We start from the raw sequence: 23,757 nt of genomic DNA, 5'->3' as shown, positions 1-23,757 counted from the left end.
TTAAAATTTATAAAGACAAAAGGACAGGGGATATGCGCGATCAGGGACGTTTAGTAGAGTGGTTTGATGACAAGGGTTATGGCTTTATTCAGCCCAATGATTCGGCCAAAGATCGCGTATTTCTGCATATCAAGGACTTTGCCAAGCAAGGTCCGCGTCCGATCGTCGGCTGTGCCTTAGATTACACGGTCATTTTAGATGAGCGCGGACGATACAAAGCACAGCAGGTCATGTATCTGAAAGCATCGCAAACCAAAACGTCTCAGGCTAAATTCAAACCCTCCAAGCAACAGCAGTCACAGAAATTACAACCGATGCAGATTGCCTGTGTGGTTTATATTCTGTTGCTGACCGCATTGACTTTGGGCGGTCTGCTCAGCGGACTGGTCTTGTTGCTGATCAGTTTGATGAATGCATTGAGTTACTGGTTGTATGCGCAGGACAAGGAAGCGGCGCAATCGGGTAAGCAACGTATTCCGGAAAATACCCTGCATCTGGTGGCTTTTTTAGGTGGTTGGCCAGCAGCCTGGTTAGCCCAGCAAAAACTGCGACATAAAACACAAAAACAACCGTTCCGGCAGATATATTTTTGTACTATAGCCTTTAACATCATTTTGATTATATGGCTAATTTCCCCATTTAACAGTTTAAATATTTAGGGGAAAGATCAGGAGGGGACGTGAACTATTCCATTGATAAAGACCCAAATCGCACACTGACTTTTGCACTGTACATTTTATATATTGTGGCCATTTTTAGTGCTGGCCTCTTGGCTGTCGTGGCGTTGATCATTAACTATGTCAAACGTCGCGATGTGCGTGGTTCAATTTTTGAAAGCCACTTCACCTGGCAGATCCGCAGTTTCTGGTGGTATCTGGTCTGGAATATCATTGCCTTTATTCCATTTTTGTTTCTGTTCTTTACTGGCGAAGATCCGAACCTGTTTGCAGGCGTGGCATTTGGCGCATCCGCTTTCTGTTTGTTAGTGGTGTTTCTGGCCTGGATCTGGATTGTGTATCGGGCGATTCGTGGCATCATGCGCTTGAATGACAATCGACCGATGTATAAATCCTAAATTTTATTGTAGAAAAAGCAGCCAAAGTGCTGCTTTTTTATGCCTCATGCAATAGAACGGATTCCATCTGTCTGCATAGGCTGAAAAAATTACCAACTCGCACCACTTTTATTCAAGCTTGCTCCATTTTAGGGAGCAATTCTTATCATCATTGAACATAATGACGAACATTGCTAAACATTTTTAATTTTATAAATTTACATTTTTAATATTTAAACTTTACTTTTTTAATAAATATAATTTACGTTTTTAATAAAATAAACTTACATTAATGTACATTTATTTTTTTAAATTTAACAGGTCAAATTATTTTATTGTCGGGCTCATTTTTAACTTAAGAATAAAAGCGACCACGACGGCGACGCATGCCTAAAACATGAATAGCACGCACCAGAACCGCATAAGAAACTGCATAACCAAAGCGCTGTTCAAATATTGGAACCAAATCACTAATATTTTGAAATTTTACAGATCTTACAAACACTTGAAATTCATTCCAATCTTTAATATGGCCCGGTGCGCCGCGGTTTTTTACAGGTTTCTGGACCAAGTCGCCAGTTTCTTCTTCAAGGCGGATCCATGCATCCAGAGTCACCCGAGAGATGCCAAATTCTTTACAGACAGCCACCTTGTAATCGGTCTTTTTATACATCTGAATGGCTGCAATTCGAGTTTCTAAATTGTACTTTGGCATTTTCTATCCTCACTCAATTTATTTATATTTTTATTATATGGCATAGTCATTGCAATTGAACAAATAACGAAAATAAATAATGTTCAGGTGACATCAATGGAAAAAGCACAAGTTGCTTTCAAAAAAATGTCTTTGTGGCAGGTCGTGATCATTGGTGTGGCATATATGACCCCGATGGTTGTTTTTGATACCTTTGGGATTGTTTCCGGCATCACTGAGGGACGTGTTCCACTCGCGTATATCCTTGCCTTAGGTGCCATGCTGTTAACGGCATTCAGCTATGCGCGATTTAGTCGCCAGACAGAAAAACCGGGCTCGGCTTATACTTATACGGCGGAATCTTGCGGGCCGAAAGCCGGTTTCTTTGTTGGCTGGTGTGCCTTAATGGATTATATATTGCTGCCGCTCGTGAATGCTTTACTGGCCGGGATCTATTTGGAAGCTCTGATTCCAGGCGTGCCATATTGGGTGTGGGTCTGTATCTTTACCGGTTTGGTGACCCTGATTAACTGTTTCCGCATTAATATCTTGGCGAACTTAAGCCTGGTTTTTGTGGTGGCTCCCTTGATTTTAATGCTGCTGTTTATCTATCTGGTGATCAAGGGTATTGGTACGGAGCAAGGTTATCATCACGTCCTGACCATGACGCCATTATTGAACGGCGATAGCAGTATATTGCCGTTAATTACCGGGGCATCAATTTTATGTTTCTCGTTTCTGGGCTTTGATGCCGTGACGACGATGTCACACGAAACTAGAGACCCGAAAAAAAATATTCCACGTGCTGTAATGCTGACCACGTTGACAGGCGGGGTGATTTTCTTCTCGGCATCGTGGTTTATCCAGTTGTATTTCCCCAGCAATGTCCGCTTTAACAACCCCGATGAAGCATTGCCTGAAATTGTGATGTATGTCGGTGGGGCACTGTTTCAGGCGGTGTTCCTCTGCGCGCAAATCATGAATACCTTTGCTTCAGGTTTGGCGACTCATGCCAGTGCCTCGCGTTTAATCCATATCATGGGACGTGACGGAATTTTCCATAAAGGCACATTCGGTCAAGTGCATAACAAGTTGGGTACACCACTTTATGCCGTGCTGTTCATTGGCTTAACTTCACTCCTCGCCATCAGCCTTGATCTTGCGACAGTGGTGAGTATGGTGAGTTTTGGTGCCCTGATTGCCTTTACTGCAGTGAATTTCTCGGTATTTGTAAAATTCTTTGTTCAGGACAAACAGCGTCAAGGCTTAAAAAATATCTTCCTTAACTTGGTTTTGCCCCTGTTTTCGGTGGGCGTGATGTTGGGTTTATGGATCAACCTGGAAATGTCAGCCTTGATCTGTGGCTGTATTTGGCTCGCAGTAGGTGTGCTGCTCTATATGTATAAGCGTTTGCGTAAACAGAATATTGTGATTAGTAGTGCTTACTAAGATCGAATCAATTGTATTGAAGTAATAGTGAGAAGATGAAATGAATAAGCCAAAATTTATTGAAGATGTCGAGTTTAAAGCCAGTATTAATACACAGAGTGGCAAAGAGTGGAACTGGATTAATCCCAAACATGGCAATTTTGAACATCCTGCCAATTACTATGAAAGCTCACTCGAAACTGGGCATGCGTTTCCAGGTTTAAATGCCGATCTTGAATGTGATGTGGTGGTGATTGGTGGTGGGCTACTTGGAGCATCGACAGCACTCCATCTGTCTGAACATGGCATAGATACCATTTTGGTAGAAAAAAATCGCATTGGTGGCGCTGCTTCAGGACGTAATGGTGGACAGCTCACACCAGGGCTAGCGCGTTGGGAAGCGTCAGAAATGATTGAGCATTTCAGCTATGCAGATGCGAAAAAACTCTGGCACTTTAGCTCTACTGAAGCGATGTCTTTAATCGATGACATTGCAGCAAAATACCAACTTGAGCTACAGCGTAAACGTGGACATATTACCGCAGCAGTGCATGAAGGGCACTTGGTTGGTTTAACTCAAGGGGCAGATGCACGTAAATTTTTAGGTGAAGACCACACCAAAATTGTCGGTGAGCATGAGCTGAAACAGCATATTGCTTCAGAGAATTATTGTGGTGGTCTAATTGACTCGCTGGGGGGACATATCCATCCACTCGCACTGAACCGTGGACTGGTTTATGGCTTCTGCCAAAACGGTGGACAGGTGTTTGAGCAAACTGAAGTGGTGTCAGTAGAAGAGCGTGAAGATGGGATTTATGTCACGACCATAAGTGGCGTAATAAAAGCGCGTAAGAGTGTGGTCATGGGCGTACATCATGCTTCGTTTAAACTGCTGCAAAAGAACAATCGAACCACAATTCCATTTTATACTTATGTATGTACCACAGCGCCTTTAGAAGTAAATTTAAAAGAGCTATTGCCAACCGATGCGCCTGTCTACGACACCCAGTTCCAGATTGATTATTACCGGGGTGTGTCTCAAAACCGAATTTTATTTGGTGGTGAAGGGACAGGTTCGTGTTGGAGTCCTGAAAAAACCCATCAGTATTTGTTAGGTCGAATTCAGCATGTATTCCCACAATTAAAACAGGTTGAGCTGGATTTTGTCTGGAGTGGAACCACGGATCTGACCATGAATGGTGCAGCCGACAGCCGTAAATTTGGCCATAAATTCCCGATTTATGCCGTGCAAGGCTGGAGTGGGCATGGTGTGGCGCAAACGGTGCGTATCGGTAAAGCGATTGCAGATGATTTCTGTGGCAAGGCAGATGATTTCAATATGCTGACCACTATTTAGCATCAGGATATGTTGTTTGGTCGCACACTTGCCCCTGTGGTGATTCCAATTGCCAAAACTGCCTATGGACTGGGAGCATTGGTGAATCCGGGCAAGATGGTATCTTTCTAAAATTAAATATAAAAAATTCCCCTTTCTTAAAAGGGGAATTTAGGGGGGATTAAAAAGAGGAAATTAAGTGATTTGTTCTTTTACTTTCCGCTTTAAAAACTTCGGTTTCCATTCACTGGCAATTACGCCCAGTACCACCATCAATCCGCCCAACAGTGCCAGTGCAGGTAAGCGTTCTCCTGCAAGTCGGCCAAAAAGTGCTGCCCATACCGGTTCACCGGCATAGATAATTGCTGCCTGTGATGGATCTACCCTACGTTGTGCCCAGTTCATGACCAGTTGAATCATCGCACTGGCAATGCCTAAACCGACTAAAATGCCTGCCAGATGCCAGTGAAATTCAGGTAGCTGAGATTCACCTAAAACAGGTGCAATCATAAAGCAGAACAAGGACACAAAAATCAGTTGCAGCACTGTGACCCGGCGTACATTCACCTGCTCAGCAAAATAACTGATCAAAATAATCTCCAGGGCAATGGCAATGGAGCCAAGTAAAGTCAAAGTTTGTCCAAAACTGAGCTGAATTGCTGCAAAGCCATTACCAGTCAAAAACACTAACCCGATAAAGGCAAACAATGCCCCGATCCAGGTCATCACCTGTGGTTTTTGACCAAACAGCAGCCAGAGCAGGATTGGTACCAGTGGAACATACAAGGCGGTTAAAAAAGCAGACTCGCTGCTGCTAATCGTTTGCAATCCCACGGTTTGGGTGCCGTAACCGATGGCGATCATGATCCCAATCACCGCGCCGGCAATAATCTCCTTGAGGGTCATACCTTTTAAAGATTTTAATGAGATCAGGGTCACGGCAATGGCAGCTGCAGCAAAACGCAGCCCAACAAACATAATCGGACTGCTAAAATTCAGCCCGTATTGTACGGTAATAAAACTGCCGCCCCAGATCAGGGTAATCAGAATTAAAGCAAGCTGCGGAAGTTTGGCTGCCAGAGCGGGAGAGCGAAAAGTGGAGATGAGGGTCGACATATCAGGAGATCGGAAAATAACAAATAAAAAAGAGGCCCGAAGACCTCTTGTGCAGCAGGCTTAATTATAGCGCCTGTTGTTCATCTAGCAATAACTGCGCTTCACGCAGGCTTAATGTACCTTCGTAAATGGCACGACCAGTAATGGCACCTAGAATGCCCGGCTGATCTTTCAGGTTACGGACGTCATCCATATTGGTTACGCCGCCTGAAGCAATCACAGGTAAACCTGAATATTGTGCCAGATTTACGGTTTGCTCAATATTCACACCCTGCATCATGCCATCACGGGCAATATCAGTATAGACAATGCTGGATACACCTGCATCGGCAAAACGCTTGGCCAGATCTGTCGCTTTGACATCCGTCACATTGGCCCAGCCATCGGTTGCCACCATGCCATTCATGGCATCAATGCCGACAATGATATGACCCGCGAATTTTTTGCATGCTTCTTCTACAAATTCAGGATCCTGAACTGCTTTGGTACCAATAATCACAAAAGATACGCCTGCTTGCAGATAATGCTCGATGGTTTCCATCGAACGGATACCGCCGCCAATCTGGATCGGTAAATCTGGCTGCGCTCTGGCAATGGCTTCAACCACTGGCTTATGGATAGGCGTACCTGCGAAAGCACCGTTTAAATCCACTAAATGCAAGCGGCGAGCGCCTTCATTTACCCAATGCTGTGCTGTTGCGACCGGATCGTCAGAAAATACGGTATCGTCTTCCATACGACCTTGTTTTAAACGGACACATTTGCCATCTTTCAGGTCAATTGCAGGGATGATCAGCATGCTTTCGCTCCTTGCTTAATCTTTAGAATGAATTTGAGTGAGTTCATCTTAGCAAATAAAGTCGAAATTTCTAACTCTTAAACAGTATCAATAAAGAAAACCTGTCCGAAGACAGGTCGCAGTCAGGTAATTTATTTTTATCCTTTTAATGATTCAGCGACTGCGCATACGATCTGCTTTATTTTCACTGGCACACTGATTAGACATAGCTATAAGTTTGAGACAGATGGTCTAGTGAATTGACTTGGCCCAGCTGCGCTCCCAACTCATAAAGTCCCTGATTGACTGTACTGACAGTTTCACCCACTAAACCGACCACCGTACCTGCAACTGGCAGGCTGGTCGCGACGTCCGTGACCGGAACCAGGTCATTGAGCAGGGCATCCAGTGTGCCCGATACATCCTGAATTACGCCGCCGACACTGGCGACCGGATTTTCTAGGGTATTGTTAATCAGCTCAAGTGGATTGATTGCTGCCACATATTGTCCGGTTTCATCGACCAGACCACTTAGATTGCTGCCAGTCTGCCCAATCGCGGTCACCACATCACCCAGGATCGGTAAGTTAGCCAATGGAGCAGTCAATGGAGCCGTAGCGGCAAGCACACTGTCCAGAATGTCAGATACACCCCCTAGACCCTGACCCAGCAGATCAGTCGTACCATTCAAGGCAGTATTAACACCGCCTGCTAAGTCTCCTGCAATCCACTGGTCCGAGATGGCATGTACACCTGCGCTGACGCCACTGACCAGACCAGTGCTGACATTCAGGACGGTCGATAGCAGATCTCCGACAACGGGCAGTGCACCGAGCTGAGCGCTAAGAGGCGCAGTCAGATCCGATACGGTTGATACCACTTCATCTACCACGGTGATCACCGTTTTAGTCAGCACACCCAGTGCTGTCGTAATCCCTTGCAGTGCCAGACTCAGCACGCCACTGATTTTTTCATTCAATAAACTGAACATGTGTATTAACCCTCTAGAACATGCACATCCTGATCGGATGATGAATAAGATGGCTCATGTTTTAGCAAATTTTTTAATAAAAAACAGAACGGAGAAACTGCAAATAGATCATGAAAAATAAAGAAATTATAAAAAGTTGAATATATTCAAATTGCTAAGTTTGAAAATGGTTATTGTTTTAAAATGTAAATAAAATCAGTAAATTAATTTGAATTTTATGGTGCTTTTTGAGATTTTATGCCTCAAGATTGGGCATGATTCTATCTGAAGTTAAGTTCCAAGTTAAAGAGACGCTGAAAGTTGCTAAATTCACTTGGGATGGGCATTTAAGCAGTCTTAATATTGCCAACTTTTGGGGCAGAATCTGATTTACACAAAGTTACATTGTTGCGGTGTGCTGAAGACATTAAAGCCTTGACGAAGGGCGTAGACGTAATTTCAGTGATGTATTCGGAATCTCTTTGGGGAGTAGATTTCGGCGCAGCAATTCTTCAAATACCAACACTGGCGCATAGGCATCTGCAGCTGCATAGTCAATCTGGGCTGCACTTAAGTTTTTACTGGCCCAATTGGAAGTGCTAATCCGTTTCGATTTAGGGAAATTTAGTCCAAATAACAGGGCGATGGCATTTTTCAGTCCGACCGGATTTTTTAGACCAAAATGACCGAAGCATTTCGACAGCTCAATCACGCTATTCAGTTCTATGCCTCGTTTACGAAACAGATGCGCATCATTTTTCAGGCCAAAACCAACCTTGATCTGATCACGATTGGCAAAAATTGGTGCAAGAAAAGCCCAGATGGCCGGGTTCATTTGAAATAAATAGGCTTTGTCTAGAGTGGCCAGCTGAATTAGATGTGGCCCGGTAGAGATTTCACCGACTTTAAAGGTCGGTTTGGATTCAGAATCAAAGCCAAATAGTGCACAGCTTTTCAGCTCCTGTTCAACAGCCAGACATTGTTCTAGACTATGAATAAGTTGAATCTGCTGCATGGGAAGATTTTGAAATACAGGAAAGGCCTGGATCTGTTCTTTGCTCGGCAGTATTGTCGGCTGGAGCGCTTCCATAATTATCAATAGTTCACTGGGCTTGGGCACTCAGCTTAATTACTTTTCTACGTTTAAGCAAAAATAAAGCCTAGATTGACCAGCGGAATGAGGATCAGGAGCGACAAGGTCATCAGCATGTTCCAGCCAGATAAGACAGGCGGTCAAAACATCCATTTGGGTTTAAGGCTGATTCACGAGTGTGAGAGTATTGATACATTATTTTATTCCCATATGCTTTAATTATTGTTTAAATATAAGGGCTTGACTAAGCAGAATAATAATTCTAGTGACTAAAAAATAGTCATGATTCTGGTGGTAGATTAATCTGAACGAATAAAAAAGCCCGCAATCTGCGAGCTTTTTAAGTGAAAGGAAAATCAGATTTTCCAGTCCACAAAGTTTTTCAGTAATTGCAAACCTGCGGTATGGCTCTTTTCCGGATGGAACTGGGTCGCAAACAGGTTTTCTTTATGAATTGCGGTACAGAACTCGATGCCATAGGTACAGCTGGCAGCTACCAGCTCTGAATCTTGTGGCTCGACATAGTAGCTATGTACAAAGTAGAACCGCGCATCCTGTTCAATATTGTTCCACATCGGATGGTCTGGATTGGCCTGATGTACCTGATTCCAGCCCATATGTGGCACTTTTAGACCGGCCATTTCCGGGAAATGCTTGACCGCACCTTTGAAAATACCCAGCGCATTTGTGCCACCATTCTCTTCAGAATGCTGCATCAAGGCCTGCATACCGACACAGATTGCCAGTACCGGTTTGTTAAACACTGCATTGCGTACCACTTCATCGATACCTGCTTCATGCATACCTTGCATACAGTCACGCATGGCGCCTACACCCGGAAAGACAATTTTGTCTGCTTGCGCAATCAATTTGGGATCATTGGTCACATCAACCGTGGCACCGACATGTTCGAGTGCTTTTGCTGCAGAGTGCAAATTTCCCATGCCATAATCAAGAAGGGCAATACGGGTCATTACAGCGTTCCTTTGGTTGAAGCGACCGTGTTCGCAGCACGCGGATCCACTTCACAGGCCATACGCAGCGCACGCGCAAAAGCTTTAAATACGCTTTCGATCTGGTGATGGCTGTTTTTGCCTTTCAGGTTGTCGATATGCACGGTCATCAATGAATGATTGACAAAGCCCTGGAAGAATTCAGAGAATAAATCCACATCAAAACGGCCGATCATGGCACGGGTAAATGGAATATCCATAAACAGGCCTGGACGACCGGACAGATCCACCACAACACGGCTTAAAGATTCATCGAGTGGTGCATAAAAGTGACCGTAGCGTTTCAGGCCTTTTTTATCGCCCAGCGCTTGTGCAAAAGCCTGACCCAAGGTAATACCACAGTCTTCTACGGTATGATGGTCATCAATTTCCAGATCGCCTTCACAATGAATATCAATATCAAACAAACCATGACGCTTGATTTGATCAATCATATGGTCTAAAAATGGAATACCCGTGTTTAAGGTGCCTTGACCAGTACCGTCGAGATTCAAACGAACTCGAATTTTGGTTTCGTTGGTATTTCTTACCACTTCACTGATACGATCTGTCATAGACACGTTCCTCAAATACGTCAAAATGATTGATGTAGAAAATATTTTCGCCGTGACGACGTCACTGCATATTAGATTGCTCAGGAGGGTTTATCAATGCCTATTACCGTACATGCTTATACTTCTTTAGAAAATGATGAAGTGCGCAGCCAGCTTGAGCGACTGTATGACACTAGCCCTGAATTTAGCGATGGGGCAGATGCCATGGAACAACTAGAGCAAAACCTTACACAGTATACTTCAGTTTATAGTGCAGAATTTAATACCAAGATTATCGGGGCAATCTGGTGCACCGGACAGGGAGAAAGCCGGATTCTGGAAAATATCGTGGTGCATCCGGCCAACCGCGGGCGTGGCGTTGCAGAAAGGCTGGTCAGTGAAGTCTGCCGCATGGAAGAAGAAAAAGGGGTCAAGAATTTTGTGCCGGGGTGTGGTGCCATCCATCGTTGTCTGGCCAATCTGGAAAAAATCTAAAAATAGATCAAGCAGTCGCAGCCTTCGGGCTGCTTTTTTGTAAATAAGACCGCAGATTTGTTTTATTGGTGAAGTCTTTGGTAAAAACTGTTTAATTTATGACTCAAATTGATGCGAGTTGATGGAAAAGTAAACATTTGATGAAAATTATTCTCTGCGCTCTTGACGATTTAAAGCTGAAACTGTTTAATACGCGACATCGGCGTGATAGCTCAGTAGGTAGAGCAACGGATTGAAAATCCGTGTGTCCCCAGTTCGATCCTGGGTCTCGCCACCATATTTTAAAACATTTTAAAGTTTTCAATCCCTGATCCCATCAGGGATTTTTTTTAGACCAAAATTCAGTCATTCAATTATTTTTTTTATAATTTTGATTGACTAATGCAGCCAGATACGGCTTAATACACCGCATCGGCGTGATAGCTCAGTAGGTAGAGCAACGGATTGAAAATCCGTGTGTCCCCAGTTCGATCCTGGGTCTCGCCACCATATTCAAAAAACCTCAAACATTGTTTGAGGTTTTTTTTCGCCTGTCATTTTGTCTTTCAGCTGAAAACAGTGGTTTTGCCTCACTATTCGGCTTTCAGACGATGAGTCTGTGCTCTGCTATTTCCGGGATGATTCACATGAGTTGCCATTCATCTGAGCAAGCATGAGTTATCCAATTAATCAATGTAATCTAGTAGATAAGAATATTGAAAATAGACTGGATCATCGTCAGTTGCAGTATTTGGGCCATCAATAATAGGGGAAAGGCAAACCAATGAATATCATGAAAATGTCTATATTCGGACTCATGCTCGGTGTTTACAGCATCGGAGCGCAAGCCGAGGACGAGCAAGCGGTGGTGACGCTACCAACCCTGACCGTGATGGCTGAACCTGAAATGAGTAATGAAACCGGCTATGTACCTTTTGTACAGGAAGAAAAGAATCTGCGTGCCTTACAGCATCAGGTGATTCGTGGTACCCGGGATGCAGAGAATTTTATGGTCAATCCTGATGTGGTGGCAAACCTCGAGATCCAGCCCATAAAAGCACCTGATTTAGATTCATTGTCACCGGCACTACAGCAGTACGTGCTCACCATTGCCCAGGGACTGCAATCCAGTGATCCAACCCAAGGGCTGTATACCATTCTGGAGAATTTTGGCATTGATCGGAGTAACAGCCTGCAGCCAGATCGCAATATGAAAATCCAGATCAATCTGGACAAGGTGAATATCGACCTGCTTGAAAATCACCTTAATGTACCTGCTGTCATACAATTACCGAAACAGCCCTGAAATACTGTCCAATGCTACCTATCCATCCCCGCCAGTCGGGGATTTTTTATTGCTAAAATTTACGGTAAAAGGAGCATTAATTTCTAATCGCCCGCTTAAAACCAGCTCGAAATATGCGCCAGTGATCAGGCTGACATGACCGTGTATCAATCCTCACAGTAATACTGATCATATTTACACAAGTTTAAGGAACAATAAGGTATCTCCCCCTGAAATGAAGATGCGGAGGTTTTCCTTATGCGTCCCCTTAGCACAACTTTCCTTGTATTAATAAGCCTGTTTTCTGTGCTGCATCTGGTCAATGCACATGCCGCACCAGAATCTGTCACTTTACCGACACTGACCGTGATGGCAGACCGTGAATTGCGTGAAGAAACAGAGTTCATGCTTCCCCTGCAACAACAATCCAGCCAGAAAAAAGCGTTAAAGATGCGGATGCTGAAGATTGAACGCGAATTGCAGGACTACACGGTTAATGCTGATTTCGCGGGTGATCTCGACATTCTACCTAGCAGCAATCCGGCACGACTGGATAGCCTGCCACCGGGGCTGCAACAGTATGTGCAGGCGATTGCGGATGGTTTACGCTCTGCTGACCCACGTGATGGTATTTATCTGATGCTGGTGCCATTTGGTATTAACCGTAATGCAACTTCGGTTCAGGCTGCCCGAGAACAATTCAACCTGAATAATATTGACCGGACGCTGCTGAATGAATGGTGTGCTGCGAATGGTTGCTAGATAAAGTCAAACGATACAGCGCGAGCTTAAAACAGCAATGGTGATCAAATTTCCTTTTGGAACAGTCCGTGCCTTTGCAGAGGTTTTGTATAGAAGAATTGATTTTTGTTTAAAAAATAAGCATATTGATAAAAAGGAAATCTATACATAACCTGCAGCAGGAGAGCATGTGCATGCCGCGTGTTTTTATGATTTTAGCCGCTGTGACACTGGCAATTTTTATCGGGCTGTTTTATCAAAACTCTGCCCAGAAAAAACATCAGGCTGATTTGCTCGAATATGAAACTGTGCTTGAAGAAAAAACCGAGAGCATTGCGCAGCAAGCACAGGACTGGTCTAAGCCGATTGAGCTTGAGCTTGAAGATGACCGTCTGGATGGCGACTATGCCATCATGGCTGAATTCATGCTGGGTCAATTGCGCGACAGTGCCGAGGAGCGGAATCAGTACCTGCGTGATTTAAAAGCGGCCAACTGGCAGAATTTTCTGGATATCGACCGTCTGGCCAAAGATCAGGCACAAGACTATAAAGAAACTGAAGCCATGCTCAAGCAAGTGCATCAAATTGTGAACAGCTATCAGCAGCAAATTCAGCAGCGTGATGCCGAGCTGATCAATAAGGCACAGCAACTGGATATTAAAAACCGTTATCGCCAGCAGCTGACCGCGAACCTGCAAGCCGATCAACAGCAAAGTAATGCCCATGCGATCTTTGAGATTGAGAAACAAAGTCTGGCCAAGGCAGATGCCTTATTTGCCGTATTGAAAAAGCATAAATGGCAAAAGAAAAATAAAACTTTCATGTTTTATGAAGATAAAGCAGTGAAAGAGTTTAATGCGCTGTATAAAGAAATATTAAATCTGAATAAACAGATGCAACAGATTGCGACAGCAAACCAGAAAGCGGTTGAAAACAAGTTATAATCCTGTAGGCGATCACAGGATTGCCATAGGACTGTCATCTGCTGTTCAAACTCGCTTGCTAAGTTGGAGGGGTCGCACAGATCACGACATAACATTCAGGCAGGTGAGTCATGCAAACAATTCAGGTTTTTGCTGATATTCAGCAGATGTACGGTGAGTTTGTCGCAAATAAAACAGATCCAAAACTACAAAGTCTGAATAATGAGGGCAGGAGCCGATTTTTCTTGAATCAATATTTCAAGCTGATAGAAGACTGGCACTATACCGAACAGATTGTCATCCAGTTTAATCAGCAGTATTTCAGTCTGGATCTGGGAGGCGCGCCGGATTTTATGGATCAGGAAAATTATATGCGCTGGCTACAATCAGAACTACTGCATTAATCCAGTCACCCTATTCATTCTCTGGCTAAACTCAAGCTGTCGATCGAGGCAGCTTTTTTATTTTCCAGATTTGGTCTGCATCTTGCTGCTGTATTGGCACAGCGTAAATAAGCGCTGATTCCAATTCCGGCCTGAACCAGCTATGCTGAAATGAATAAAACCGTCGCTATAAGCATGACAGGCGGCGCATGCATGAGATGGAGGGCGATATTGATGCAAGAACTGATTTGTTATAAGCAACTTCCGGTCTGGACAGAAAAGAGTATTCCTCAGGGCTTCAAGAATCAGCACAATACCAAAGCAGGGACTTGGGCCAAACTGACGTTACTTAAAGGTGAGTTGCATTTTGCCATGCTGGAAGCATCCGGTGCGGTGCAATCTGAACATGTGTTTACACCAGCGCAGCAACCGCCATTTATTGAACCTGAGGCTTGGCACAAGATTGTTTCTGCCAGCGAGGATATCGAATGCCAGCTGCGTTTTTATTGCCGGCCTGAAGATTACTTCATCAAAAAATATCAGTTGAATCCTACCCATTCTGAAGTGCTGGCGGCCATGCCCTATTTAAAGGGTGGCCGTGCGCTGGACGTCGGTTGCGGTACAGGACGTAATGCACTGTATTTAAGTCAGAATGGTTTTAATGTCGAAGCCTGGGATGTCAATGAAAACAGTTTGCAGACCTTAAGACAGATTGTGCAGACGGAGCACATTGATCACGTGCAGATCCAGCGCCGTGATCTCAACACAGATACCAGTATTACAGGCCAGTATGACTTCATTTACTGCACCGTGGTGATGATGTTCCTCGAGGCCAAAACCATTGCACCCTTGATTGCGCAGATGCAGCAGGCCACCGTGCCGGGTGGTTATAACCTGATTGTCTGTGCGATGGATACGCCAGAGATTCCGGTACAGCCCGATTTTCCATTTAGCTTTAAGCCGGGCGAGTTACGGGCTTATTATGAGGACTGGAAGATTGTGAAATACAATGAAAATATTGGTGAGCTGCATCGGGTGGATGCGCAGGGCCAACGGATTAAACAGCATTTTGCGACCATGTTAGCGCAAAAGGTCGAATAAGTGCTTTAAGCTGCTGTTAAACTCTTGAATTAAAATGAGAGTGTTCAAAACAAAAAAAGATGTCAGGCTGACATCTTTTTTATGCTCAAAAAATCTTAAGCAGCTTTTTTGAACCAAGAGAACCAGCCTTTTTTCTCAGCTTTTACGTCTGCTTGAGCAGCTTCGGCTTTCTCAGTAGTCGCTTCTTTTACTTCAGCAGCAGTTTCAACAGTTGCTTCTTTTGCTTCTGCTACTTCTGTTTTTGCAGCTTCAACTTGTTGTTCTGCGGTTGCTTGTGCAGTTTCTACTTGAGCAGTTGTTTCAGCTTTTACTGTTTCAACTTTCGCTTCAGTTGCTTGTTTTGCATCTGTAGCAGTGGCTTGAGCAGCTTCAACTTTTGCTTGCACAGGCGCAACCGCTTCTGTAGCAACAGTTTGAACTGTAGTGGTTGTAGCAGCAGGTGCTACTTGAGCTTCAGTTGCCATTGCAGATGCAGAAGTTGCTACGATTGCAGTCGCAAGCATTGTTTTAAGCATGTTCATATAAACCCCTTAAGGAAGTAGGAAAAAAGAGGCTTGATCATACACAGATAAAATTTAAGCGATTCATAATTAAGATTTTAATGGTGGAAAAATAAACCAATTTTACAAAGGGATAACATTCTAGTTTAAATAAAAAAGCTCCGAAGAGCTTTAACTAATGACATAAAGTTTTGGTCGAGGTTTAGATTCTTCATATTTAATTAAAGAATCAAATGTTAGTTCATTAAAGTCTTTTTCAGATATACGAATTTCATCGAGCATTTTCTGCTTACTAAATTTTGGATCTGAAGCTAATGTTAAAATTAATTTAGGAAGCATTACGCTTTCATCACGGTGAGTTTCGTTAGGCTCATTAATGTGATAACCTAAGGTATTAATTTTCATAGAGTTACTTCGATAAAACCAATCTGTTATACGTTGCAATTTATGCGATTTATAATTTATAGCCTTTAAAGATGTTCGTCATACTTTCTTATAGTCGATCATATTTTCAATCGTTAAATAAGAAGGAACTGTACTTAAAAAACCTTCAGTAGGCATTAAAAATTCTGAAGCAAACTTATCTGCTTCAGTTTCTAAAATGCGATTGTCTACTTCATTGCGGACATATTTATTATGTGTGTGCATAACGGTGTGGCCTAATTCATGCGCACAATCGAATCTTACCCGTTCGGCAGATTTTGTATCATTCAAAAAAATAAACGGTGAGCCTGATTCATCATCAAAAAAAGAAAGGGCATCAATTTCTTTTTTTTGTATAAAAAAACCCCGCACTAAGCGGGGTTTATTTTTATCTGAGTATTTAAGAATTAAACACGTTCGATAATTGTCGCAATACCTTGACCCAAACCAATACACATGGTCGCAAGACCAATTTGCGTATCTTGCTGTTCCATCACGTTAAGCAAAGACGTGGTAATACGCGCACCAGAACAACCGAGTGGGTGACCCAACGCAATCGCACCACCGTTATGGTTTACGATGTCCTGTTTGTCATAAATGCCTAAGCCTTTAAGAACAGACAGACCTTGTGCAGCAAAGGCTTCGTTCAATTCAAAAGTCTGAATATCAGAAATGGCAAGGCCAGCACGTTTCAAGGCTTTTTGCGTTGCCGGAACCGGGCCATAACCCATGATCGCAGCATCACAACCTGCAACTGCCATAGAGCGGATCACGGCACGTGGCTTAAGACCTAAGGCTTGTGCACGCTCATAAGACATGAGCAACATTGCAGAAGCACCATCAGACAAGGCTGAAGAGGTTGCCGCAGTCACTGTACCGCCTTTCGGATCGAACACTGGACGTAAAGCACGGAATGATTCGATGTTGGCATCCGGACGGATCACTTCATCTACGTCGCATAGGATTTTAAAACCGTTTGCATCGTGACCTTCAACACCAATAATTTCGTTTTTGAAACGACCTTCTTGCGTTGCAGCCCAAGCGCGGCGATGTGATTCCACACCAAACGCATCTTGTTCTTCACGCGTAATGCCGTTCATACGACCCAACATTTCAGCAGTTAAGCCCATCATGTTAGACGCTTTGGCATAATGCTTAGATGCTTCTGGGTTGAGGTCGATGCCGTGCATCATTCCTACGTGGCCCATGTGCTCTACACCACCAATGATGAAGATATCACCTTGGTTAGTCGCAATTTGCGCCGCAGCAGTATGAATAGACTGCATAGATGAACCACAAAGACGGTTAACAGTTTGACCAGCCACAGTTTTCGGCAAGTCCGCCAGTAATGCGATATTACGGGCAATGTTCATCCCTTGTTCCAGGGTCTGATTCACACAGCCCCAGATCACGTCTTCAACTTCATTCGGGTCGAATTCGTTACGTACCATCAGGGCACGGACAAGTTCAGCAGACAGGCTGTCCGCACGTACATTGCGGAACATACCGTTTTTGGTTTTACCCATTGCTGAACGTACGCCATCGACGATGACAACGTCACGTGGATTTAAAGTAGCCATTCACGTTGCTCCTTAACCGTAGAATTTTTTGTTGTTAGCAGCCATTTCACGCAACATTTCTGGCGCTTCATAAGCTTTACCAAGGTGCGCATACTTATTGCAAAGCGCAACATACTCAGCTACACCGGTTTGATCGATGTAACGGCATGGACCACCACGGAATGGAGGGAAACCGACACCCATGATCATTGCCATATCTGCTTCAGAAGCAGTCGCGACAATGTTGTCTTCCAGGCAACGAACCGTTTCGTTACAGAAAGCCAGCATCATACGGTCAATGATTTCCTGAGCGTCAAATTCACGTTTTTCCACAGTTGCAACAGAGGCCACAAGCTCATATGCAGTTGGATCAACCACTTTGGCTTTTTTGCCTTTACGGTCAAGTTCATACTTGTAGAAACCCACGTCGTTCTTTTGACCCAGACGTTTGTTTTCATACATGGTTTGAATCGAACCTTTGAAGTCCGGTTTCATACGATCCGGGAAGCCTTCAGCCATCACTTCTGCACCATGCACGCCAGTATCAATACCGACCACGTCCATCAGGTAAGCAGGGCCCATCGGCCAGCCGAATTTTTCCATCACTTTATCGATTTGCTGGAAATCAGCGCCATCTTTAAGCAATAGGTCAAATGCACCGAAGTAAGGGAACAATACGCGGTTGACCAGGAAGCCCGGGCAGTCATTCACCACGATTGGTGTTTTACCCATTTTCTGAGCAAGTACCACAGTCGTTGCAATGGCTTCGTCAGAGGTCTTCGCGCCACGGATCACTTCAACCAAAGGCATCATATGTACCGGGTTAAAGAAGTGCATCCCCACGAAGTTCTCAGGACGTTGCAGGCTTTCAGCCAGACGCGTGATCGAAATCGTAGACGTATTTGAAGCAATGATGGTGTTCTCACGTACTGATTTTTCAGTATCAGCAAGTACAGCAGCTTTGATTTTAGGGTTTTCAGTTACCGCTTCAATCACGATATCCACTTCTTTAAACTCTTCCAGGCTTAAAGTCGGACGGATACGTGCAAGCGTTTCACCCATTTTCGCTGGTGTCATTTTTTTGCGTTCAACCTGTTTGGTCAACAGTTTGTTCGCTTCAGACATACCCAATGCAAGCTGTGGATTACCAATATCTTTCATGATGATTGGTGTGCCTTTGCTCGCCGCCTGATAAGCAATACCACCACCCATGATCCCAGCGCCAAGTACCGCCGCCTGGTTTACCGGATGCGCACCTTTTTCGTAGCGCTTCGAGGTTTTTTTCACGATCTGATCGTTCAGGAACAAACCGATCAATGCACCTGCTTGTGGCGTAACTGCAGCTTTGGCAAAGCCTTCAGCTTCAACTTTTAACGCGTCATCACGATGCAGGCTCGCACCGGCCTGTAATGAATCAAGCAGTAATTTTGGCGCCGGATATTGAGCCGGATTGGCCTTGGCCAAAACCATGCCTTTCGATGAGTTAAACGCCATCATCTGTTCAATCGGGCTGAGTTTAACCGGATCCAGTTTTTCCTGACGCTTGGTTCTCCAGTCTAAACGGCCATGAATCGCCTGTTTGACCAGATCAAGTGCAGCATCTTTAAGTTTGTCAGCAGCAACCACTGCATCTACAGCACCGTCTTTTAGTGCAGCAGCAGGCTTTTTCGGGTTGGCCATGGCCATCCATTCTACGGCGTTGTCGATACCGATCAGACGGCTTAAACGCACTGTACCACCGAAGCCCGGGAAAATGCCCAGCTTGATTTCAGGCAGACCGACTTGCGCCTGTTCTGACATGACACGGTAGTCACACACCAGACACATTTCAAAACCACCACCCAGTGCCATACCATTAATGGCCGCCACTTTAGGAATGTCGAGATCTTCGAAGCTGTTGAAAATTTCATGTACCGGCATCGCCCAGTCAACAATCGCTTGTTCACCCTGAGCAAAGTTATCGCCGAATTCTGTGATATCGGCACCGACAATAAATGTAGATTTGCCTGAAGTGACAATCAGACCTTGAATATCGGCATGGGAGACGGCTTCAATAGCAGCCTTGAAATCTTCAATCGTTGCACGGTTGAATTTGTTAACGGACTCACCTTGTAAGTCAAAGCGGAATTCTGCAATCCCGTCCTCTAGCATTTGGACGGTAATGGCATTGCCAGCGTGGATCATGCCCTGATCTCCTTTATTTTGGAGGACTTCTAAGTTGATGTTGTGAAGCAAATGCGCATATCCCGCGCACTTTTAGACTTCGCTAATCTTACGATAACTATATCCAAAAAGAACATAACAAGTTGTATCAAGCCGTGACGCAAGGGTCATCAATTTTTGCCGAATCGATTCCATCTGCGCTGTATTTTTGTTGCCGTTTTTGACCACAGCCTGAACTAAAGATTCTGTTTCAATTCATTATTTTTTATCGATTAGCCTGATTGATATGGAGCAGGGTGGACAATATTCAAGGGCAGGCTTTGCTGCTATTTGGTCAATTCAGTCAATTATCGGCCTGTGGAACAAGGAAAATCAGGGCTGAATCTCGCTCAGTACATGGCGTGCAGGCATGTATAGATATTTTCGGATCAGCCGCAATAAAACTGCAGTTGATTGTTTTAGTCGAGGGTTTTCTGAGGATTTCAGCCCCAGCATGCCTATGTTGATGCTAGGCCTGAAATAACAGTGCTTCTGTTGAATATGACCTCTGTCATCTGGCACAGAATTGTTTATGATGATCAGGCACATAGATATGGGGATCTCGATGCAGGTATTTCGTTCCAAAAAAGACTGGTGGCTGGTCGCTTTTCTGATCTGTATGAGTGGCCTGTTACTGCAACTGCTGCTGACCATGCAGGCCAAAGGTACCCTGCAGCAATATCCACTGCACACCGCCATCTACATTCTGACCATTATTATTCTGTGGTGGCCGCTGTGGAGTACGCGCTATGTGCTGGAAAATGGAGTGCTGAGTATTAAAAGCCTGTGGTTGAGCTGGCAGATTCCGTTGAGCGCCATCCAGTCCATCCAGCCGACAGATCACTCTATCATTGCACCGGCCTTGTCCTTAAAGCGTCTGCGGATTGACTATAGGGAAGACGGCGTGCAGAAATTTGTATTGGTTTCACCTACAGATCCGACCGCTTTTAGACAGGCAATTCAAGCAAATAAAACGGATAGTGAGTCTGCATGATTTAAGCTTTTGCTTGCTCAGGCAGAACCACAAATTGTCCATCGACACAGTCCAGATGCAGACTGAACTGCTCGGGCTGGCTTAAAAAATACAGCGCCAGAACCGGTTCCAGTTCGGTACGCAGCTTGCGGCCCAAATGCCGGGCGCCGTAACGAATATCATAGCCCTGATAGAAATAGGCTTTGGCTGCATCCGATAAATGTACTTGTCGGTTTTGATGTTGCAGGCGTTTATTGAGTTTTTCCAGTTCAATTTCGACCAGACGTGGCAGGGCATCATGCTGTACCGCCTGATAATGCAGGCTGCGGTCAATCCGGTTTAGAAATTCAGGATCGAATTTACGCTGCATGACTTTTTCAATAATGCGCTGGGTGGGTACATGTTTCAGGCACAGTGCCTGTATTTGCTGTGGCAGGTAGCTGAGTTTTTCCAGATATTGCTGTGCCGCCTGTGCGCCGACATTACTGGTCATAAAGATCATGCAGTTACGGAAATCAATAGTTTTGGTTCCAGCTGTCAGGGTCAATCTGCCAGTATCCAGCACATTCATCAAACCACGAATCACCTCGTTACTGGCTTTTTCCAGTTCATCAAACAGCATGATGCCGGGACGGGTATGGCTGCCGGCAATCGCCGTTTCATCAAACAGGCTGTGACCTTCTTTAGAACCGACATAACCTGGCGGCGCACCGGTGAGTGCCGCGGCATAATGTTCCTGTGCCAGAGTGTTCATGTCAATCCGGCAGAAAGCATCCGGACGACCATAAATCGCTTCGGCAATCAGACGCACGGTTTCAGTTTTACCCACGCCGGTTGGGCCGAGCATCAAGGTGACCGAGAGTGGACGCTCCGGACTGGAGAAATCGGCCTTGACCACATGCAGCATTTTTTCAATTTCATTCAGTGCGGCATCCTGTCCAATCATCCGTTCACGCAGCAATTGCATCACGTGATTCGGCTCGAAATGAAAACGCGGTTTGCCAATCCGGCGATCACGCTCAGAGGGGTGATGGGTGGAGCTGGATGGTTGAACAATATGGATGCCCGATTGCTGCATGGTCATGCGAATCATCTCAAAACTAGACCCTTCGAGCATAGCAAAGTTAAAGGTTGAAATTTAGAGCTTTTAGCAATCAGATCATGCGGAGAAAGCTATAGATTGCAAAGATGGCTGAGCTATAGTTTTAAATTGGGTGTCAAGTTGAGGGGAATTTTGTGTTTTCGCTTGAAAATAACCGAATAATCATCACATATATCTGCAGATTGCATGTAAAAAATAGGCTTTAGGTGAACGAAAACGCACGTCCTCATATCGAGAAAATTCTGGCCAATATGACCAGCCTGCCCGGGGTCTACCGGATGTATGGCAAAGACGGCGAACTGTTGTATGTGGGGAAAGCCAAAAATCTAAAAAACCGGGTCTCCAGCTATTTTGTCAAAACGCTGGATCATCCCAAAACCCAGGCCTTGGTGGCGCGGATTTATGATATTCAGACCTTGGTGGTGCGCTCTGAAACCGAAGCCTTGTTGCTGGAACAGAACCTGATCAAGCTGCATCATCCGCCGTATAACATTATGCTGCGCGATGATAAATCTTATGTCTATATCTTTGTTTCCGCAGATAAACCTTATCCACGACTGGCCAGTGGGCGCGGCAAGGGCAAGCATCAGGTCGGCAAGTTTTTTGGGCCTTATCCGAGTGCCTATACCGCCCGGGATACCTTGGTGGTGCTGCAAAAACTGTTTAATGTGCGTTCCTGTGAAAATAGCTTTTTTGCCAACCGAACCCGTCCCTGTCTGCAATACCAGATCAAGCGCTGTTCGGCGCCCTGTGTCGGATTTATCTCTCCGGAAGACTACAAAGCAGATGTGGATAACTCGATTCGCTTTTTGCAGGGCGATACCAAGGAGCTGAATCAGGAACTGATCGCAAAAATGGAAGCGGCAGCCGAAGCTTTGGAATTTGAAAAGGCCGTGTTCTACCGCGACCGGATGGCACTGCTAAGAGATGTGCAGTCACAGCAGGCGATTTATAAGCTCAAAGGCGAAGCCGATATTTTGTCGATTGCTTATCAGGCCGGGGTGACCTGTGTGCAGATCATGCATGTGCGCAACGGTAAAATGCTTGGCGGAAAAAGCTATTTTCCGGATATGCTCAGTGATGATCTGGGGCAGATGCTGGCCGATTTTATTGCCAATTTCTATTTTCAGGTGGCGGATGAAATTCCGGCCGAGCTGATTGTCAATGTCGAAGTGGCCGATCGCAAGGAACTGGAAGCTGCCCTGTCGCAGCATTTTGATAAAAAAATCCAGATCAAGTCCAAGGTACGAGAAACCCGCGCGGAATGGCTGGAACTGGCACAAATGAATGTACAGCATGCGATTCAGGGCAAGCTGGCCAATCATTTTGAACTGAATGACCGTTTCCATCAGCTGGAACAGGTGGTCGGCCGCCCGGTGGACCGGATCGAATGTTTTGATATTTCGCATACCATGGGTGAAGACACTATCGCGTCTTGTGTGGTATTTGATAGTGGTGGGGTACGTAAACGTGATTATCGTCAGTTTTCCATCCATGACATTCAGGCGGGCGATGACTATGCCGCCATGCGTCAGGCTTTGACCCGTCGTTATAAAAAAGCCATGCTGCCAGATTTACTCCTGATTGATGGCGGCAAGGGGCAACTGCATATGGCGATGGAAGTGATGCAGGAACTAGGGCTGGAGGCCTTTATGGTCGGTGTGTCCAAAGGCGAGGGGCGTAAACCCGGTCTGGAAACCCTGCACTTTACCGATGGTCGCAAGATTCAGTTGCCAGAAGATCATAAGGCACTCCATTTGATTCAGCAGGTGCGGGATGAAGCGCATCGCTTTGCGATTACCAAGCACCGCGCCAAACGCGATAAAAAACGCGGTTCATCGGTACTAGAAGTCATTCCGGGCCTTGGGCCAAAACGCCGTCGTGACCTGTTGACCCATTTTGGCGGGATTCAGGGGGTACTGAAAGCCTCAGAAAGAGATCTGCAACTGGTGCCGGGATTGGGTTCAGTCATGGCACGGATGATCTATAAAGTGCTGCATGAATAATTATCAAGCCCAATGCAAGGGCAAAAGAGCACATTGACGCACGGGTCATTGATCATTCACAGCAGAGCAA

The 23,757-nt window shown here is 45.0% G+C and carries 22 protein-coding genes, 2 tRNA genes and 2 pseudogenes; 14 read left to right on the top strand and 12 right to left on the bottom strand.

The genetic code is table 11. The annotated features are described in order from the left end of the window. Positions 1-32 precede the first annotated feature (32 nt). Complete coding sequence (locus FTV30_RS08625) at positions 33-659, top strand: DUF1294 domain-containing protein (protein WP_100329475.1); 627 nt, start codon at positions 33-35, stop codon at positions 657-659. 20 nt (positions 660-679) lie between these two features. Further along, a complete protein-coding gene (locus FTV30_RS08620; protein WP_005095179.1) occupies positions 680-1,075 on the top strand; it encodes a hypothetical protein in 396 nt (131 codons plus the stop codon). A gap of 334 nt (positions 1,076-1,409) precedes the next feature. Here FTV30_RS08620 and FTV30_RS08615 read toward each other — a convergent pair whose 3' ends face one another. Beyond that, complete coding sequence (locus FTV30_RS08615; protein ID WP_074383902.1) at positions 1,410-1,769, bottom strand: helix-turn-helix domain-containing protein; 360 nt, start codon at positions 1,767-1,769, stop codon at positions 1,410-1,412. A 96-nt stretch (positions 1,770-1,865) separates the two neighbouring features. Between FTV30_RS08615 and FTV30_RS08610 the strand changes: the two genes are divergently transcribed. Beyond that, positions 1,866-3,197, top strand: coding sequence for an APC family permease (locus FTV30_RS08610; protein ID WP_074383903.1), 1,332 nt, complete (start codon positions 1,866-1,868; stop codon positions 3,195-3,197). Between the two features lie 40 nt (positions 3,198-3,237). Next, positions 3,238-4,644: pseudogene (locus tag FTV30_RS08605) on the top strand (NAD(P)/FAD-dependent oxidoreductase). A 63-nt stretch (positions 4,645-4,707) separates the two neighbouring features. Here the strand turns inward: FTV30_RS08605 and FTV30_RS08600 are convergent. From FTV30_RS08600 to hisB, 6 genes are all read right to left on the bottom strand, one after another. Beyond that, positions 4,708-5,628 (bottom strand): DMT family transporter, encoded by a 921-nt coding sequence (locus FTV30_RS08600; protein WP_180001417.1) that lies wholly within the window; start codon positions 5,626-5,628, stop codon positions 4,708-4,710. A gap of 64 nt (positions 5,629-5,692) precedes the next feature. After that, positions 5,693-6,427 (bottom strand): 1-(5-phosphoribosyl)-5-[(5-phosphoribosylamino)methylideneamino]imidazole-4-carboxamide isomerase, encoded by a 735-nt coding sequence (gene hisA / locus FTV30_RS08595; protein ID WP_074383906.1) that lies wholly within the window; start codon positions 6,425-6,427, stop codon positions 5,693-5,695. A gap of 199 nt (positions 6,428-6,626) precedes the next feature. Further along, positions 6,627-7,397, bottom strand: a complete 771-nt coding sequence (locus FTV30_RS08590; protein ID WP_074383907.1) for a hypothetical protein — start codon at positions 7,395-7,397, stop codon at positions 6,627-6,629. Between the two features lie 406 nt (positions 7,398-7,803). Next, positions 7,804-8,466: a 3'-5' exonuclease gene (locus FTV30_RS08585; RefSeq protein ID WP_074383908.1), complete on the bottom strand. Its 663-nt coding sequence runs from the start codon at positions 8,464-8,466 to the stop codon at positions 7,804-7,806. A gap of 359 nt (positions 8,467-8,825) precedes the next feature. After that, positions 8,826-9,443: an imidazole glycerol phosphate synthase subunit HisH gene (gene hisH / locus FTV30_RS08580; protein ID WP_180001416.1), complete on the bottom strand. Its 618-nt coding sequence runs from the start codon at positions 9,441-9,443 to the stop codon at positions 8,826-8,828. Then, entirely contained in the window at positions 9,443-10,036 is a 594-nt protein-coding gene (gene hisB, locus FTV30_RS08575) for an imidazoleglycerol-phosphate dehydratase HisB (RefSeq protein WP_005095198.1), read from the bottom strand. The genes hisH and hisB overlap by 1 nt, the downstream gene beginning before the upstream one ends. A 96-nt stretch (positions 10,037-10,132) precedes the next feature. Between hisB and FTV30_RS08570 the strand changes: the two genes are divergently transcribed. The 8 genes from FTV30_RS08570 (at position 10,133) to tehB (ending at position 14,922) form a co-directional block, all read left to right on the top strand. After that, positions 10,133-10,510, top strand: a complete 378-nt coding sequence (locus FTV30_RS08570; RefSeq protein ID WP_005095200.1) for a GNAT family N-acetyltransferase — start codon at positions 10,133-10,135, stop codon at positions 10,508-10,510. Between the two features lie 201 nt (positions 10,511-10,711). Next, positions 10,712-10,787, top strand: a tRNA-Phe gene (locus FTV30_RS08565). Between the two features lie 136 nt (positions 10,788-10,923). Beyond that, positions 10,924-10,999, top strand: a tRNA-Phe gene (locus tag FTV30_RS08560). Between the two features lie 283 nt (positions 11,000-11,282). After that, entirely contained in the window at positions 11,283-11,795 is a 513-nt protein-coding gene (locus tag FTV30_RS08555; RefSeq protein WP_225553284.1) for a hypothetical protein, read from the top strand. 237 nt (positions 11,796-12,032) lie between these two features. Continuing rightward, complete coding sequence (locus FTV30_RS08550) at positions 12,033-12,536, top strand: hypothetical protein (RefSeq protein WP_074383911.1); 504 nt, start codon at positions 12,033-12,035, stop codon at positions 12,534-12,536. A 173-nt stretch (positions 12,537-12,709) separates the two neighbouring features. Then, on the top strand, positions 12,710-13,459 hold the full coding sequence (locus FTV30_RS08545; RefSeq protein ID WP_074383912.1) for a hypothetical protein: 750 nt from the start codon (positions 12,710-12,712) through the stop codon (positions 13,457-13,459). A gap of 110 nt (positions 13,460-13,569) precedes the next feature. Beyond that, positions 13,570-13,842 carry a hypothetical protein gene (locus FTV30_RS08540; RefSeq protein ID WP_180001415.1) on the top strand — a complete coding sequence of 91 codons (273 nt, stop codon included), beginning with the start codon at positions 13,570-13,572 and terminating at the stop codon, positions 13,840-13,842. Positions 13,843-14,055: 213 nt separating this feature from the next. Continuing rightward, positions 14,056-14,922 carry an SAM-dependent methyltransferase TehB gene (gene tehB / locus FTV30_RS08535; RefSeq protein WP_180001414.1) on the top strand — a complete coding sequence of 289 codons (867 nt, stop codon included), beginning with the start codon at positions 14,056-14,058 and terminating at the stop codon, positions 14,920-14,922. Between the two features lie 95 nt (positions 14,923-15,017). Here the strand turns inward: tehB and FTV30_RS08530 are convergent, their stop codons facing one another. From FTV30_RS08530 to fadB, 4 genes and pseudogenes are all read right to left on the bottom strand, one after another. Then, entirely contained in the window at positions 15,018-15,443 is a 426-nt protein-coding gene (locus FTV30_RS08530) for a hypothetical protein (protein WP_180001413.1), read from the bottom strand. A gap of 150 nt (positions 15,444-15,593) precedes the next feature. Next, a pseudogene (locus tag FTV30_RS16445) lies at positions 15,594-16,193 on the bottom strand (ImmA/IrrE family metallo-endopeptidase); the annotation flags it as partial. Between the two features lie 59 nt (positions 16,194-16,252). Further along, entirely contained in the window at positions 16,253-17,425 is a 1,173-nt protein-coding gene (fadA, locus tag FTV30_RS08520; RefSeq protein WP_180001412.1) for an acetyl-CoA C-acyltransferase FadA, read from the bottom strand. Between the two features lie 12 nt (positions 17,426-17,437). Then, on the bottom strand, positions 17,438-19,588 hold the full coding sequence (gene fadB / locus FTV30_RS08515) for a fatty acid oxidation complex subunit alpha FadB (RefSeq protein ID WP_005173108.1): 2,151 nt from the start codon (positions 19,586-19,588) through the stop codon (positions 17,438-17,440). A gap of 583 nt (positions 19,589-20,171) precedes the next feature. Here fadB and FTV30_RS08510 point away from each other — a divergent pair. Then, positions 20,172-20,600: a PH domain-containing protein gene (locus tag FTV30_RS08510; protein WP_100534748.1), complete on the top strand. Its 429-nt coding sequence runs from the start codon at positions 20,172-20,174 to the stop codon at positions 20,598-20,600. 1 nt (position 20,601) lies between these two features. Here FTV30_RS08510 and FTV30_RS08505 read toward each other — a convergent pair whose 3' ends face one another. After that, a complete protein-coding gene (locus tag FTV30_RS08505; protein ID WP_100534497.1) occupies positions 20,602-21,663 on the bottom strand; it encodes an AAA family ATPase in 1,062 nt (353 codons plus the stop codon). A 224-nt stretch (positions 21,664-21,887) separates the two neighbouring features. On the opposite strand from FTV30_RS08505, the gene uvrC reads away from it, so the two are divergent. Beyond that, a complete protein-coding gene (gene uvrC, locus FTV30_RS08500; RefSeq protein ID WP_005173083.1) occupies positions 21,888-23,687 on the top strand; it encodes an excinuclease ABC subunit UvrC in 1,800 nt (599 codons plus the stop codon). Positions 23,688-23,757: the final 70 nt, after the last annotated feature.

It is taken from the genome of Acinetobacter sp. YH12255 (assembly GCF_013417355.1).
Classification (GTDB): Bacteria; Pseudomonadota; Gammaproteobacteria; order Pseudomonadales; family Moraxellaceae; genus Acinetobacter; species Acinetobacter pseudolwoffii.
This window is presented reverse-complemented; position numbering and strand designations above follow the sequence as displayed.